The organism is Kitasatospora sp. NPDC001603, from assembly GCF_040298365.1.
Classification (GTDB): Bacteria; Actinomycetota; Actinomycetes; order Streptomycetales; family Streptomycetaceae; genus Kitasatospora.
Genome location: NZ_JBEPAA010000073.1, coordinates 25,821 through 40,763, shown reverse-complemented (window position 1 = coordinate 40,763; position 14,943 = coordinate 25,821). Strand labels below are relative to the sequence as shown.

Annotated in this window: 15 protein-coding genes; 10 read left to right on the top strand and 5 right to left on the bottom strand. The window is 73.9% G+C overall.

Features of this window, described 5'->3' with window-relative positions; translation table 11 throughout:
• Positions 1-157 precede the first annotated feature (157 nt).
• A complete protein-coding gene (locus ABT263_RS31560) occupies positions 158-661 on the bottom strand; it encodes a hypothetical protein (protein WP_329486417.1) in 504 nt (167 codons plus the stop codon).
• A gap of 283 nt (positions 662-944) precedes the next feature.
• Positions 945-2,603, bottom strand: a complete 1,659-nt coding sequence (locus tag ABT263_RS31555) for a CehA/McbA family metallohydrolase (RefSeq protein ID WP_352295570.1) — start codon at positions 2,601-2,603, stop codon at positions 945-947.
• Positions 2,604-2,897: 294 nt separating this feature from the next.
• Between ABT263_RS31555 and hemC the strand changes: the two genes are divergently transcribed.
• Complete coding sequence (gene hemC / locus ABT263_RS31550) at positions 2,898-3,833, top strand: hydroxymethylbilane synthase (protein ID WP_352295568.1); 936 nt, start codon at positions 2,898-2,900, stop codon at positions 3,831-3,833.
• 95 nt (positions 3,834-3,928) lie between these two features.
• Here the strand turns inward: hemC and ABT263_RS31545 are convergent, their stop codons facing one another.
• The gene (locus ABT263_RS31545) at positions 3,929-4,861 is read right to left on the bottom strand and encodes an SMP-30/gluconolactonase/LRE family protein (protein ID WP_352295566.1); all 933 of its coding nucleotides are present in this window, start codon (positions 4,859-4,861) and stop codon (positions 3,929-3,931) included.
• 298 nt (positions 4,862-5,159) lie between these two features.
• Here ABT263_RS31545 and ABT263_RS31540 point away from each other — a divergent pair, with 298 nt between their 5' ends.
• A complete protein-coding gene (locus ABT263_RS31540) occupies positions 5,160-6,134 on the top strand; it encodes a polysaccharide deacetylase family protein (protein WP_352295564.1) in 975 nt (324 codons plus the stop codon).
• A gap of 394 nt (positions 6,135-6,528) precedes the next feature.
• Positions 6,529-6,756 (top strand): hypothetical protein, encoded by a 228-nt coding sequence (locus tag ABT263_RS31535; protein WP_329486410.1) that lies wholly within the window; start codon positions 6,529-6,531, stop codon positions 6,754-6,756.
• Positions 6,757-6,872: 116 nt separating this feature from the next.
• Here the strand turns inward: ABT263_RS31535 and ABT263_RS31530 are convergent, their stop codons facing one another.
• Positions 6,873-7,538, bottom strand: coding sequence for a 4'-phosphopantetheinyl transferase family protein (locus ABT263_RS31530; protein ID WP_329492031.1), 666 nt, complete (start codon positions 7,536-7,538; stop codon positions 6,873-6,875).
• Positions 7,539-7,879: 341 nt separating this feature from the next.
• Here ABT263_RS31530 and ABT263_RS31525 point away from each other — a divergent pair, with 341 nt between their 5' ends.
• From ABT263_RS31525 to ABT263_RS31495, 7 genes are all read left to right on the top strand, one after another.
• Positions 7,880-8,407 (top strand): Uma2 family endonuclease, encoded by a 528-nt coding sequence (locus ABT263_RS31525; protein ID WP_352295562.1) that lies wholly within the window; start codon positions 7,880-7,882, stop codon positions 8,405-8,407.
• A gap of 132 nt (positions 8,408-8,539) precedes the next feature.
• Positions 8,540-9,466 (top strand): class A beta-lactamase, encoded by a 927-nt coding sequence (gene bla / locus ABT263_RS31520; protein WP_352295560.1) that lies wholly within the window; start codon positions 8,540-8,542, stop codon positions 9,464-9,466.
• A gap of 205 nt (positions 9,467-9,671) precedes the next feature.
• On the top strand, positions 9,672-10,691 hold the full coding sequence (locus ABT263_RS31515; protein WP_352295558.1) for a metallophosphoesterase family protein: 1,020 nt from the start codon (positions 9,672-9,674) through the stop codon (positions 10,689-10,691).
• A gap of 198 nt (positions 10,692-10,889) precedes the next feature.
• The gene (locus ABT263_RS31510) at positions 10,890-11,201 is read left to right on the top strand and encodes a hypothetical protein (protein ID WP_352295556.1); all 312 of its coding nucleotides are present in this window, start codon (positions 10,890-10,892) and stop codon (positions 11,199-11,201) included.
• A complete protein-coding gene (locus ABT263_RS31505) occupies positions 11,198-12,850 on the top strand; it encodes an alpha/beta hydrolase (RefSeq protein WP_352295554.1) in 1,653 nt (550 codons plus the stop codon). Before ABT263_RS31510 ends, ABT263_RS31505 begins: the two co-directional genes overlap by 4 nt.
• Before the next feature lie 22 nt (positions 12,851-12,872).
• Entirely contained in the window at positions 12,873-13,415 is a 543-nt protein-coding gene (locus ABT263_RS31500; protein WP_352295552.1) for a hypothetical protein, read from the top strand.
• Positions 13,416-13,441: 26 nt separating this feature from the next.
• Positions 13,442-13,867: a hypothetical protein gene (locus ABT263_RS31495; protein ID WP_352295550.1), complete on the top strand. Its 426-nt coding sequence runs from the start codon at positions 13,442-13,444 to the stop codon at positions 13,865-13,867.
• On the opposite strand, the gene ABT263_RS31490 is transcribed toward ABT263_RS31495, so the two are convergent.
• Complete coding sequence (locus ABT263_RS31490; protein WP_352295548.1) at positions 13,845-14,750, bottom strand: hypothetical protein; 906 nt, start codon at positions 14,748-14,750, stop codon at positions 13,845-13,847. The two genes, ABT263_RS31495 and ABT263_RS31490, sit on opposite strands and share 23 nt — an antisense overlap.
• Positions 14,751-14,943: the final 193 nt, after the last annotated feature.

Sequence of the window (14,943 nt, the reverse complement as noted above, 5' to 3'; positions counted from 1 at the left end):
CGGCGCGGCGCCTTATGGCGGGCCCCCCACCCCCCCCCCGCCCGGGGACCACGCCCCCCCCCGCCCCCGCGGTGGATCGGGGTGCCGGGGGCCGCGCGTCGTCAGGTTCGGCCGGGGGCCGCGTCCACCGGGCTGCCGGGGGCGGCCTCCGTCGGGTTCACCAGCCGAGCAGGAAGGCCCCCCGGCCCAGGCCGGCGAGCACCGTCCCGGCCGTCGCCTTGGGCTCCGCCGCGACGTCGACGTCGTGCCGGTCCGGCGGGTCCGACTCCCCGGGGCCGCCGGACGGCCGCAGGACCACGTAGTGCAGGGGCGCCCCGGTCGTCCGGCTCTCCCGGCGCAGCACGTCCAGCGCCGGCGGCGCGACCGTGGCCTCCAGCACCACCTGGTAGCCGCCGGTGGCGAAGGCGAAGGCGGCCTGGATCGCGGCCGCCAGGGCCGTCTCGTTCTGCCGGTGCGCCTGCGGCAGGTGCGACGGGACGAACCCCTGCCGGATCGCCCGCCGGAAGTCGTCCGCCCGCAGGAGCACGCTCGGGTGCAGGGAGTTGGCCAGCAGGGGTGCGACCGCGCCGCTCCCGGCCCCGGCCGGGTCGGCGAGGACGACGACGCCGCCGGCGCCCCGACCGCCCCCGAGCTTCGGCCCACCTACGGTCGTACGGTTCACAGCTGCTGATCCCTTCGCGGGCCGGGGGGACGGGGTAACCGGGGGAGGGGGGCGGCCGGCGCACCGGGCCGACCGGAGACGAACCGGCGGCCGGGCCCTGGCACGGCGGCCGGACCCGGCTACGGACAGCCGGCCGCCTCGTCCCCACGACCGACTGCTGTCGGAGATCAACCTAGTCCACGCCGGTGCTCCGAGTCCTCCCCCCGTCGGTCCTCGGACCGCCGCCCCCACCGCACCTCCACGACTCCTCCCACCGATCGTCCCGGGAATCGCCGGACCGACGCTAACGGTCCCCGGACCGCTTCGGCGTCCGCAGCACGATCGGGTTGGTCAGCGCCGCCATCGGCCCCCACGGGAGGTCCGGCCCCATCGCGTTGCCCCGGCCGGGCGTCCCGTCCGCCCTCGGCCGGCGCACCTCCGCCCGGACGTACGCGGCGAGCGAGGCGGTGGTGCGCCAGACCACCGTGCCGGCGCCGTCGGCGGGCAGCGACTCCTGGTGCAACTGGCCCTCGTCGGTCAGGAGGCGGACGGTGCCGCCCGGCACGCCGGAGACCGCGAGCCGGACGTCCACCGGCGCGTCCGCCGGAACGGTCAGCTGTTCGCCGATGCCCGCCTGGCGGCCCTGCCCGGTGGCGGTGAGGTCGAGCCCGACGGCGGCCGATTCGGCCAGCCAGCTGCGGCCGGCCCGGAGCCCGTCGAGGATCGCCGCCCGGGTGAGGTCCTCGGCCCGGATGACGGTGTGCGGGGAGCCGATGACCTGCGGGGCGCTGTGCGCGTCGCTGTTGCCGACGGCCGGCAGCCAGGGCCGCCCCTCGCGCAGCGCGACCGCGAGCTGTGCGTCCCAGGTGTCCACCGCCGACTCGTCGTCGTACGTCCACGGTCCGTTCCAGACCTCGACCGCGTCCGCGTCCTGGTAGCCGAACTTCCACTGGCAGGCGACGTACGGGCAGTACGGGTGCGCGGGCACCACCAGGCCGCCCTGGCGGCGGACCTGCCGGGCGAAGCGCGGGAACTCCCCGTCGCGCGCCCGGTAGCGCCAGTCGACGAACCGGCCCGGCTCCAGGCCCAGCGCCAGCCAGTGGCCGTTGCGGGTGGTGACCTCCTCGCCGAGCACGATCAGCAGGTCCGGCCCGGCCAGCGGCCCCCAGACGCCGTGCGCGGAGGTGGTGTTGTGGTCGGTGGAGACGATGAAGTCCAGCCCGGCCTCCCGGGCACCCGCCGCCACCTCCGCCGGGAGCCGGCGCCCGTCGGAGTGCACGGTGTGCAGGTGGGAGTCGCCCCGGTACCAGGCGCGGCCCCGGCCACGGGCCCGCTCCGGCGGGTAGGACGGGGTGAACTCCGGCCCGGGCGGGCCGAACCGCAGCGTCACCTGGACGCGGTAGTCGAGCCCCTGGGGTGCCACCTGGTAGGGGCCGAGCACGATGTTCCAGCGGCCGGGGCGGATCGGACCGGGCAGGTAGCCGGGCGTCGCCCGGTCGCGGGCGACGGTGAACTCGGTGCGGAACCCGCCCGACCAGCCGCGGAAGCCGCGCCCGCCGAGTTCGGTGCCGCCCTCGTCGAAGAGGCCGATGTCGCAGGAGTTGCCGGGTGTCCCGGCGGGGACGGTCGGCCGGTCGTAGCTGTAGGAGACGGCGATCTCCCGGACGCCGTCCGGGACGTCGAACGGCAGGAGGACGAAGTCGGGGGCGCCGGTAGGGAGATGGCCGGCCAGGGTGATCGTCCGGTCGGGCAGCGCGTCGGCTGCCCCGGCGGGTGCGGCGGCGGCCAGGCCGAGGGCGGTGACGGCGCCGGTGGCCAGCCCGGTGCGGAGCAGGCCGCGCCGGTCGGGCCCGGGACGCTCGGTCAGTGCCCCGGCCGGGACCGGGTCGGTCTGCGGTGAGCCGGCCCGGGGCGAGCCGGATCGGGCGGGCTCGGTGGGGGTGTCGGCGTCGCGGTCGGTCATCGGAGCCTCCGGTCTGGGGCGGACACCGGCGGCGGGCGGACACCCGGTCGGCACGCCCGGCCCCCTACCCCCGCCGGTGAACCGCCGGTGAGCCGGGCCGGGCCGCAGCGGGTCGGCCCGGTGAAGGTGCCCGGGAGGCCGGCCGGCGGGCACGCCGGTATGCCGGGGCGACTGGCCCGCCGGGGCGACCGGCCCGCCGGGTGCGGCCCGTTTCCGACGCGCTGTCTGTAAAGGCAGCGGGTTGCCCCGCCTACGATGGAACTGACAGGCAGTCAACCGTAGGAGTTGGTTCCCGTGCCCACGTACCTGGTCGGCTCCCGTGCAAGCGCCCTGGCCCGGACGCAGGTGCGCGACTTCCTGGCCCCGCTGCGCGGCCGGTTCCCGGAGATCGCCTTCACCCAGCGGGTGATCCTCGAAGGCGGCGACCGGGACCGCACGTCGCTGCTGGCGAACGTCTCGGCCGTCAGCGGCGGGTCGGCGTTCAGCACCGAGCAGGAGGCCGCCCTCCTGCGCGGGGACGTGGACGTGGTGGTCCACTCGCTGAAGGACCTGCCGACCGCGAATCCCGAGGGCCTGATGCTGCTGCCCCCGCCGGGCCGGGAGGACGTCCGCGACGCGCTGTGCGGATCGACGCTGGCCGGGCTCCCGCACGGGGCCCGGGTGGGCACGGGCGCGGCCCGTCGCATCGCCCAGCTCCTCGCCGTGCGCCCCGACATCGTCCCGGTGCCGATCCGGGGCAACGTGCCGACCCGGCTGGAGAAGCTGCGGTCCATGAGGCTGGACGCCGTGGTCCTCGCCGTCGCCGGTCTGAACCGGCTCGGCCGGCAGGACGCGATCGGCGAACCGCTGCCCCTCGACCTCTTCCCCCCGAGCCCGGGCCAGGGCGCGCTGGGCATCCAGGTCCGGGTGGACGACCGGGCGGTCCGGGACGTGCTGTCGACCGTCGGGGACCGCGCCGTCGACCGTGAGGTCCGCGCGGAGCGGTCCCTGCTGGCGCAGCTGCACGGCGGGTGCAGCGTGCCGGTGGGCGCCTGCGCCACGACCCGGCCCGACGGGACGCTGCACCTGTTCGCCCAGGTCACCTCGCTCGACGGGCGGCGCCAGGTCACCGGATCGGTCACCGGGCCCGCGAGCGAGCCCGAGCGGCTGGGTGCGGACCTGGCCGGAGACCTGGTGGACCGGGGCGCGCGGGCCATCCTCGACGGAATCCGGCCCGCCGTCCCGGCCTGACCGGCGAGCCGTCGTGCGCGCGCACGCCGGACGCGCGCCCGGTCGACCGGGCACCGTCGTCGGGGCCGCGTCACGTCGGCCCGGGCGGGGACGGCTCACCGACGGTGGGCCGGGACGTCCACGTCTACGGCCAGGAGCCGGCCCGTGCGGGCGCCCGGCGGGGGCGGCCACTCGGCGGCGGTCAGGAAGAGGGTCCGGCCGTCCGGGCCGCCGAGGGCGCAGGAGAAGCAGCCGCGGTCGAGCTCGATCCGCCGGAGCACCTCGCCGCCCTCGCGGACCCGGACGCAGCAGCGGCCGGGGACGTCGGCGAACCAGACCGCGCCCTCGGCGTCCAGGCAGATCCCGTCCGGTGCCGAGCCCGGCACCTCGGCCCAGACCCGGCGGTCGGTCAGGTCGCCGCCGGGCCCGATGGTGAAGGCGGTCAGCCGGGCGGCGTAGGACTCGGCGACGAGGAGCGTCGAGCCGTCGGGGGTGACGGCCATGCCGTTGGGGAACGCCAGGCCGTCGGCCACCCGGCGGACCTCGCCGTCCGGGGCCACCAGGGCGATCAGGCCCGGCGCGGGCGCCTCGCCGCCCATCAGGTCGAACCCGATGCCGTTGACGTAGGCGTTGCCGCGCCCGTCCACGGCCACCTCGTTCCACGGCCGGTCGGAGAGCGGGCGCAGGTCCGCGCAGGGGGCCAGGGCGCCGTCCGCCTCCTGGCGCAGCAGGCGCCCGTCACCGCCGGCGACGACCAGCAGGCGGCCGTCCGGCCCGGGCAGCCAGTCGATGCAGAACGGGAACGAGGGCACCGTGGCGGCGACGGCGGCCTGGCCGTCGGGCCCGACCGTGATCAGCTCCTGGGCGCCCCAGTCGCAGACCCAGAGCCGGCCGTCGTGCCAGCGGGGCGACTCCCCGAGGGCGAGCCCGGACAGGATGGTCCGGACGGCGCCGGCGCGGTGCGGGCCGGCTGGGTGTGGGCCGGTGGGGCGTGGGCCGGTGGGGTGTGGATCGCCGGGCCGGGGGTCGGTGGGGCGGGGTTCGGGCACGGGGGCTCCTCGGTCGGCGGGCCCGGCCGGACCGTCGGCCGGGCGCTGCTGGGCTGTCCGGAGTAGGACGTCGGACCGGCCGACTTCCTGCTCCGGAGCCGGGTCCACACCCGCGTCCGGACCCGCGTCCGGACCCGCGTCCGGACCCGCGTCCGGACCCGCCGCCGGGGGTTCGCACGCGGCCGGGGGAGCGGCGGGCCGACCTGGGCGTGGAGTTGCGGGTGTCAGCCGATCGGTATTCATAGAAACAGACAGGCGGTTCGTCTGACTTTATGACGGAGTGTGGAGGAATGGGCGCATGGGGCTGAGTCGTCGGACGGTCCTGGTGCTGGCGGCGGGCGGCGCGCTGGCGGGTTGCCGGCCCCTCGCCGGGGCGGTGGCCGGACCGGGGACGCAGCCCACGGCGCAGCCCGTGGCGGCGGCCACCGCCTCCGCCACGACGGCCGTCACCTCGCCCACTGTCTCGGCCACCGCCGAAGCCCCGGCCACCGCCTCGTCCCCCGCCGAAGCCCCGGCCCCCGCCGCCGGGCCGCCCGCCGTGCCGGAGCCGCCGGTGCCCGCGCCCGCCGTCGGGCGCGCCGAGGTGGTGGCCCGCTACGGGGACGCCGTGCCCGAGGAGTGGGGCCTGGAGGTGTCCGGGGTGATCACCGGGCTGCCGGACGGGGCACGGACCACCGCGCTCACCTTCGACGCCTGCGGAGGCCCCGGAGGCTCCGGCTACGACGCGGACCTGATCGACCTCCTCCGGGCCAACCACGTCCCCGCGACGCTCTTCCTCAACGCCCGCTGGATCGACGCCAACCCCGCCGAGTTCGAGGCCCTGGCCGGTGACCCGCTGTTCGAGATCGCCAACCACGGGACGGCGCACCGGCCGCTCTCGGTCGCCGGCCGCTCCGCGTACGGGATCGCGGGCACCCGGGACGTGGGCGAGGCGTACGACGAGATCGCGGGCAACGCGGCGAAGCTGACCGCCCTGCTCGGCCGGCCGCCGCGGTTCTTCCGCTCCGGCACCGCCCACTACGACGACGTCGCCACCCGGATCGTCACCGGGCTGGGCGAACGCGCGGCCGGCTTCACCGTCAACGGCGACGGCGGCGCCACCTTCAGCGCCGCCCAGGTCCGCAGCGAGGTGGCGGCCGCGCCGCCCGGGGCGATCGTGATCGCCCATATGAACCACCCGGGCGGCGGGACGGCGCCGGGCTTCGCGGCGGCCCTGCCGGCGCTGCTGGCGCAGGGGCGCACCTTCGTCCGCCTCTGCGACGCCCTGGCCTGAGCCGCGCCCCGGTCCGGGACGCGCCCGCGTTCCCCGCCATCGGAGGCGACTCGCCCGGGCGCCCAGTCCCGTGCTGCCGCGGCTGGATCCGGCTTTGTCAAGCGACCGTCCGAACTCTCCCACCCCGTACGGGAGGCCTCACGGGGCGTGGCGGCCACCGCCGGCGGTGCCCGGTGCGGAGCCGGACGGCGGCCGGGGGCAACCGGGAACAGCGCAGGAACGGGGCCGGAACGCGGGGGGAACGGCGCAGGAACGGGGTGTCCCGGCGGGCCGTCGCGCTCGCTCGGCCACCCTCGCGGCGGGCCGGCGCCGGACGGTCGGCGGCCCGGGCGGATCCCGGAATTCGGCGCCCCGGTGCGGCCGGGGACCGCGAACTGGGCGCATACTTCCAGGGATGACGAAATCACCTGCGCCGAGACGCCACCTGCCCACCAGTCCCTTCCGAAGCGAGGTCCCACCGCCCCTCAAGCAGTTCGAGGCCGGTGACCGCGTGACCCACGACCAGTACGGTCTGGGCCGCATCATCAGCACCGAGACCGCCGGCCAGGGCGCGGTCCTGGTCGACTTCGGCTCGCACCAGGTGCGAGTCGTGCAGCCCTACGACAAGCTGTTCAAACTCTGAGCCGGGCCGGCCGCCGGCAGGTCAGGCGGCCGTTCCGGCCCCACCCGTCCGAGTAGTCCCGGAACCGGCCCAGGCCCCGACGGCCCGGGCCGCCACGTACGACCCGTGTGCCCCCGTCAGCCGCGTGCCCCCGGCAGGACGGTGATCGCGGTGGCGAGCAGCCCGTCCCGGACGACCCACCGCCCGTCGAAGCCCCCGAGGCGGTGTCCGTCCACCACCGGGCCCGGAACCAGCAGGACGGCGTGGAAGGTGCCGTCCGGACGCAGCGTGATGTCGGCCTCCGAGAACTCCAGGAAGACGCCGGTCAGCGGGAACCACGCCTTGTAGACGGCCTCCTTGGCGCTGAACAGCAGCCGGTCCCACGGCAGCCCCGGGTGGTCCGCGAGCAGCTTGCCGTTCCGCTCCTGCTCGCCGGGCAGCGCGATGGCGTCCAGCACCCCCTCCGGCAGCGCCTCGGCCGGCTCGGCGTCGATACCGATCGAGACGACCTCGCCCGCCCGGGCGACGGCCGCACCCCGGAAACCGGCGCAGTGCGTGAGGCTCCCGACCACCCCGTCGGGCCAGCTCGGCGCGCCACGCAGGCCGGGTACCAGCGGCCGGTACGGGACGCCGAGCCGTCCGAGCGCGAGGCGGGCGCAGTACCGGACGGTGGTGAACTCCCGCCGCCGGGTCTCGACGGCCCGGGCGACGACCGCCTCCTCCGCCGGCTCCAGCCGCGCCTGCGGCGGGTCGTCGTAGGCCGTCTCCACCACGACCGCCGCGGGAAGCAGTTCGCCGATCACAGGTCCCCCCTGAATGTGTGGCATGCGTACGACGGTGAGCTTAACCCGGCCGACCCGCCCGGGAGGAGAGCCGCCCGACCACGGTCGAACACCGCCTCCGGGCCCTGGGGGCCGTCTGGTCCCGGGAGCGCCGCCGACGCCGGGCGGTGTCTCCTAGTAACGTTACTGAGCGCCTCGGCTCCTCCTGTGTCTCTGCGGGCCGGGGCTCGCCCAGTGCCTCGGCCGTGTCGGCCTGGCCACCGAGGAAGCGACTAACTGTCACTGTTCCGTAGGGGATTGAGATCCGAACAGGAGAGCAGCACGTGAGCACCGCGCATGCCGGTCCGGGTGACTATAGCGGGGTGCCGAATCCGGAGCAGGCCCTGAAGTACGCGATCCAGCACATCGCGGGTGAGCGCGTCGAGATCGTCGAGGGAGTCATCACCCCTGTGTCACCGTCCTGGGCCCACGAGACCGCCGTCGACCTGATCCGCGAGCAGATCGGGCCCCGGATGCGCGAACTCGGCCTCCGCGCCGGTTCCGGGAACCTCGACCTGCCCGGGACGCAGAACTTCTACGTACCGGACCTCGCGGTCGTACCCGCCGAACTGGCGAAGACGGAGGGCGCGCTCCTGCCGGATCAGACCGTGCTGGTCGTCGACGTGACGTCGCCGTCGAACGGTGAGACCGACCGGACCGCCAAGCGGCGTCGTTACTCGCAGTTCGGGGCCCCGGTCTACCTCCTGGTCGACCGTCAGGAACGCACCTGCACGCTGTTCTCGCAGCCGGGCCGGCTCGGCTACACCCGGGTGGAAGGGCCCCATCCGTTCGGTACCTCGCTGCACCTGCCCGCGCCGTTGGGGCTGGTACTGGACACGACCGGCTTCTGAGCCCGGCGGGCCCCGTGAGGGCGGGCCGGGGCCGTTCGTCGGACGATCCGTTGGGAAGCGGGTGAACCGGTGGGGCTGCCGGGGCGTCCTGAGTTCCGAAGGATCGTTGCCGAACAAGAGGAGAATGCGATCGTGGAGACCTTCGCAGGGCGCCCCGGGCGTCGCGCGGTGCTGGCCTTCGGTGCCGGGGCGGTACTCGCCGCCGGTGTGTCGGCAGGCGGGTCGGCCCATGCGGCGGGCCTCGCTCCGGCGGGTGGGGACGCGGTGGGCCGGGCCCTGGCCGACCTGGAACGGGAGCACGGCGCCCGGCTGGGGGTGTTCGGGCGCAACACCGTCACAGGCCGCACCGTGACGTACCGCGCCGACGAGCGCTTCCCGATCTGTTCCGTGCACAAGACGATCACCGCCGCGGCCGTCCTGCGGGACCTCGACCGGGGTGGCGAGTACCTCGCCCGGCGGATCCGGTACACCGAGCAGGACGTCAAGGACTCGGGCTACGCCCCGATCACGGGCACGCCCGAGCACCTCGCGAACGGCATGACCGTGGCCGAGCTGTGCGCGGCGGCCATCGACTACAGCGACAACGCCGCCGACAACCTGCTGCTCCGTGAGCTCGGCGGTCCGACGGCGATCACCCGCTTCTGCCGGTCCATCGGCGACCGGGTGACCCGGCTCGACCGGTGGGAGCCCGCGCTGAACTCCGCCGAACCGGAGCGCACGACGGACACCACCACCCCGGCCGCCATCGGCCGGACCAACCAGAAGCTGGTCCTCGGGGACGCGCTGGCGCCGCGGGACCGGCGGCAGTTGACCGACTGGCTGCTCGCCAACACCACCAGCGCCGCCCGCTTCCGCGCCGGACTCCCCAAGGAGTGGACCCTCGCGGACAAGACCGGCACCGGCGAGTACGGCACCACCAACGACGTCGGCATCGCCTGGATGCCGGACCGCACGCCCGTCGTCCTGGCCGTCCTGTCCACCCAGCGCGACGCCGACGCGGCGGCGGACGAGCCGCTGGTCGCCAAGGCGGCCGCTCTCCTGGCGGCAGCCCTGAGCTGACACCCCGTGGGTCCGGGTCCGGGTTCGGGTCCGGACCCGGACCCACGCCGGGGTGCGGCGCTTGGGGAGCCGTTCACGCGGTATACACACCGTCTCCACCGGTCCGTTCAGCGTGATCACTTAGAGATAACGGGTCTGATCCCCACAGGCGGCGCCGGGCCGGTCCGTCCGGCACGGCGCCGCCCTCCCCCGGAAGGACGTACCCGTGGACCGCAGGACCCTGCTCAGCACCGCCGCCGCCGGAGCCGTGACCGCGGTGACCGCCACCGCGGTCACCGCGACCCCGGCCGCCGCGCGGCCCTCCGCCGGTGGCCCCGTCACCACCTTCAACGTCATCAGCGACATCCAGGGCGACCTCGGCGACCTCGGAGTGGCGCTGCGCGACATGAGGTCCACCAACCCCGCCTCCTCCGGCCTCGCCGTCGCCGGTGACATCACCCCGCGCGGCTACGACGCCGAATACGCCGCCGTCCGGGCCGAGTTCGCCAGGACGAGCCACCCGGCGACGGTCGCCTGGGCGATCGGCAACCACGAGTTCTACGTGCCCAAGTGGCGCGACCCGGCCACCCTGGACCAGGCCGCCTGGCCCAACGGCACCACCGAGGACTCGCTGTTCCGCAGCTTCTACACCTTCGCCGGCCGCAGCACCGTCTTCTCCGAGCACGTCTTCGGCGGCATCCCGGTGCTGACCCTGGGGACCGAGCGCTACATGCACTTCCACGACCCGAAGCTCTGGGACGAGGTGTGGCTCAGCGACACCCAGTTCACCTGGCTCGAACAGCGGCTCACCCACTGGGCGCAGCGCCGCCGGCCGGTCATGGTGATCACCCATCACCCGCTGCCGAACACCGTCTCCGGCAGCCGGAACAACCTCTACCTGCACGACTACCTCCAGGCGGACCGCCTGCTCGGCCTGCTCGGCCGCCACCGCGACGTCTTCGTCTTCTGCGGCCACACCCACTGGGACCTCGGCCTCTCCGACTGGTACGTCCGCCGCGTCGTCCCGGGCACCGCCAACCTCGACGGCTTCTCGGTGGTCAACACCGGTGCCGTGCAGACCGGTTACACCGACAACGGCCAGGGCGGCGAGTCGGCCGTGCCCGGCACCTTCAACCAGGGCCTCCAGGTGGAGGTCCACAACGACCGCGTCGTCCTCAAGGCCCGCGACTTCGCCACCCACACCTGGCTGAAGCAGATCACCGTCCCCCTCGCCACCCCCATGTAGCCCTCGCCACGGACCAGCGGAGGAGTGGGAAGCCGGCCGGTCCGACTTCCCACTCCGGTGTGGGAATCCAGCGGATCGGCCGAATGAGACGGGTACGAGCGTATCGAATGAGTATTCTTACCGACACGTAGCGCACGCGTGGCTCGCCCACCAATCGGCGACCCACACTCATCTGACGTTGACTCCGGGGGGAGACACATGGCAGACGACGTTGCCATCAGTCCGAGCGAGCTGGACACTTCCGCGAACGTGGCGGCTGTCCTGGCAGAGGAACTCACCGAGCCGAGCCGGACCGCACTGACCGCGGCCACCACGGCATCGGGACAACTCGCCGGATGGTCGGTGGCGAGCGGTCTCGGTCTACTCGGGAGCGGCTGGGCGGGCCCGCTCGGCACACTCCGGCAACGGCTCACCGACACCGCTGCCAACCTGCACGCCAACGCCGCGGCCCACCTGCACAACGAGCAGGCGGTCGCCGGCGCGTGGAGCGCGACCCAGGGGGCGAAGTGAGCGGCCCCTACGAGTTGTTGGTGAGGTTCGACCCACACGGACTGCGTGATGCCGCCAAGGGCTGGAAGGCTCTGGCCCACGCGATGGAGAGCACGGGGGCCCGCCATCGTCACCAGGTCGACGGACCACTGCGGCAGCACTGGAAGGGGGCCGACGCCGAAGCGGCGTTCCCGTTCATGTCGCGCACCGAGCAGCAGTTGGACATCATCCGGGTCGAGGCCGAGTCGGTCGCGCTCACGCTGAACACGGTCGCCGACCGGATGTACCAGGCGCAGACCAACCTCTCCAATGCCGTGCACCGCGCGCAGGACGCCGGCCTCACGGTGTCGTCCGACGGCGCGCTCGGCCTCCCGTCGGAAGCCCCCGAGGAGCGGAACGACCCGGACGCGCAGGCTGCCCGTCGCACCCTTGTCGGCCTCAAGGGCGAACTCCAGGCGCGGATCGATGCCGCGGTGAAGGAGGCGCAGCGAGCGAGTGACCAGGGCAACACCGCATTGGGCCGACTCGGCGCGGACATCCTCACCGCCCAGCGGGCGAACGGTGCGATGGCCGAGACCCGCACCGATGTCGCGGACGTGGTCAAGGACCTCGGTCTGACCGACGCCTACATCCCGGACGGCAAGGACCCCAAGGCGAACGCCGAATGGTGGAAGGGCCTCACGCCTGACCAGCAGGATAGCTACCTGGCCCTGAACGCGGCCAGGATCGGGAGTCTGGACGGACTGCCGGCGGTGGCCCGGGACGAGGCCAACCGGCTCGTGCTGGACCAGAAGCTCGATGCGCTGCAGGCCGGCACCCCTGCCTCGCTGGGACTCGACCAGTCGGCCTACGACAAACGCAAGGCCGCGCTGACGGAGGTCAAGAAGAAGCTCGACGCGAGCGCGGACGGGGCCGACGAGATGCATCAGCTGTTCCTCCTGGGCATCGATCCCGAGGCCTACGAGGGTGACGGGCGGGCGATCGTCGCGACCGGCAATCCGGACAAGGCCACGCACACGGCGGTGTTCGTCCCGGGGACGAACACCGACTTCAACGGCGTCCCGGGGCAGATCGACCGCATTCGTCAGTTGCAGACCTATGCGAAGGGTGCCGCCAACAGCGCTGACGAGACGGTCTCGGTGATCTCCTACCTCGGGTACGACACGCCGGAGAGCATCCCGGAGGCGGTCAATCCGCGGCGCGGTACCGACGGAGCCGATGACATGCGGCGGTTCTCGGACGGACTGCGTGTCGCGCACGGCGAGCCGAAGACACATCTGACCTACGTGGCACACAGCTACGGGAGTTATGCGGTCGGCGTGGCTGCCGCCGGTGGTGACGGTCTGCACGCCGACGACATCGTCACCCTCGGCAGTCCGGGCATGGGAGTCGACCAGGCCGAGCAGCTGCACATTGATCCCGACCATGTCTGGATCTCGGAGGCGGAGGACGACCCGACGCGCCTCTACAGCGGGATGACCCTGGGGCCCGGACCACACAACATCGGGTTCGGCGGCCACAACCTGTACACCGACACCTCGGGCCATGGCGGTTACTGGGACGAGAACTCGGCGAGCCTCTACAACCAAGGAAAGATCATTGCTGGCGTACCGCCCGAGGTCGAACCCAAGGAGATCAACATCGGAGGGATCATCCCCGTCTGGCACTGAGTCGATTCCGGAGAGAGCACTCATGACCTGCCCGTCCACCCGCCGGCCCGCTGCCGGAATTCGGCTGAAACGCCTTGTGGCAGGGGTGCTGATGGCGGCGACCCTTGGAGCTTGCATGTCCAGTCCCGGTACCGGGAAGAACGATCCACTGCCCGTCAAGTCCCGCCAGGAGGCGCTGGACTGGGCGCGCCAGCTCATGGCGCACCTGGCACAGACGGCCGGTATACAGGTCAATGGCGAGCCGGAGGAGACCCGGTTCACGCCCTGCACCGGACGGAACGGCGAATCGGCACCGGACGACCGGTTCACCTTGGCCTACTTCGTCCACAGCGATGTGCCCGCGGCGCGGCACAACGAGGTCGTCCGCAGCGTCAGGGACCTGCTGAAGATCGAGGGGCTGACGGTCTCCGGCTATCGCGAGACGTCGACCGCGCCGGCGAACTCCACCGTTACGGCCCGCCACCCCGAGAGCCGTTACGTCGCGACGGTGTTCAGCACCGGGGACGCCCGGATGGCGCTCAGCGTCACCACGCCGTGCCTGATGCCGCCGACTGCCTCCTCGTGAGGTGGCGGTCGCGGAGCAGGGTTGTCGTGGCAGGGGTGTTGATGGCGGCGCGCCAGCGCATGGCGCACCTCGCACAGACGGCCGGTGTTCAGATCAATGGCGAGCCGGAGGCGGCGGACTTTCACCGGTGCGTCGGCGAGAACGGTGAGCAGGCGCCCGATGACCGCTTCACCCTGCTGTACGCCGTTCACGGCGATGTGCCCGGGGCCCGGCACAACGAGGTCGTCCGCCGCGCCCGGGACGTGCTGATGAAGGAGGGGCTGGCGATCACCGTGTTCCAGGAGGCAACGGAAGCGAAGCCGTACGCCACTCTCTCCGCTCGCCACCCCGAAAGTCGGTATGTCGCCGCTGTCGACAGCACCAGTGGCAGCCGAATGGCGCTCAGTGTCACCACGCCGTGCCTGGTGCCGCCGTCCGGTGGGGGCGGGGTCAGGTGGTGGTCTTCGCGGTGAGGTCGTCCAGGACGATGCGGGGGCGGGTGGACTCGTGGTCGTCGCGGGCCGGGCGGGTGGAGTTGACGACTTCGGCGATGCGCTCGTAGCAGGTGACGGCGAGGGCCCAGGTCTCGACGTCCTGGCCGGTGCCCGCGTGGACGGTGGTGCGCAGGGCGTTGAGGAGGGCGATGACGCTGCGTCCGGAGAGGATGGTGTCGGCCTCGTCCTCCTGGAAGGCGGCGCGGGGGCGGTGGGCGGCCTCCTGCTGGTCGAAGTGTTCGGCGCCCTCGACCCGCGTGCCGAGGAACTCCCAGGTGTGCGGGTTGCAGGCGATCGCCACGGTGTTGACGGCGGCGGCCTTCAGCAGGGTGGCCACGTGGGCGGGCCAGGCGAGGGTGGCGGGGATGAGGTCGGCGACGCCGCCCGCGTCGGCGGGCGGCGCGTCGGCGGCGGGCCGGTCCGGCGCAGGCGCGGCCGCCTCGGCGGGGGTGAGCCGGGCGAGCAGGTCGATGAGCTGCTGCGCCTGTTCGGCGGTGATGCCGGGGGACGGGCTGCTGCTCTCCTCGGCGTGGGCGGTCTCGGGCACGGGCGTCTCCTTCACGGGGAGGTAGGTGGGATCCGGCGGGTCGACGGGTTCGGGTCGGGGCCGGGCGGCCTCGGCGGCCCGGAGCTGGAGGCGGTGCAGTTCCTCGCGCGCCTCGGTGAGCCGGCGCTGCAATCGCCGGGTGTCGCGGTCGGCCTGTTCGGCGGACTGCCGCTCCCTGGTGAGCGCGGTGACGATCTCGTCGCGGTGGTCGCGCAGGCCGTCGACGATGGCGTTGAGCAGTTCGGTGCGCAGGGCGTCACCGGTGCCGCGCAGTTCGGTGAAGCCGTTCTCGACCTCGGTGCGGAGTAGGTCCACTCGGCCGGCGGTGCCCCTCAACTGCCCTCCCCTGTAGGTGCGGCACGCGAGAGTGCCGAGACCAGGGTGGCGGTGCGCGGCGGCGCCGGGGAGGTGATCGCCGGGGGCTGACCCGATCCTGATCGTCACTGTCCGGAATCAGCTCGTCACGCTGTTCGACCGCGGCCTGCGGCTCATCCGGTGAATCCGCCGC

Bases quoted from the DNA above. Each gene is read 5' to 3' on its own strand.
- ABT263_RS31555 (WP_352295570.1), bottom strand. From the start codon at position 2,603: ATGACCGACCGCGACGCCGACACCCCCACCGAGCCCGCCCGATCCGGC.
- ABT263_RS31540 (WP_352295564.1), top strand. From the start codon at position 5,160: ATGGGGCTGAGTCGTCGGACGGTCCTGGTGCTGGCGGCGGGCGGCGCG.
- ABT263_RS31535 (WP_329486410.1), top strand. From the start codon at position 6,529: ATGACGAAATCACCTGCGCCGAGACGCCACCTGCCCACCAGTCCCTTC.
- ABT263_RS31510 (WP_352295556.1), top strand. From the start codon at position 10,890: ATGGCAGACGACGTTGCCATCAGTCCGAGCGAGCTGGACACTTCCGCG.
- ABT263_RS31500 (WP_352295552.1), top strand. From the start codon at position 12,873: ATGACCTGCCCGTCCACCCGCCGGCCCGCTGCCGGAATTCGGCTGAAA.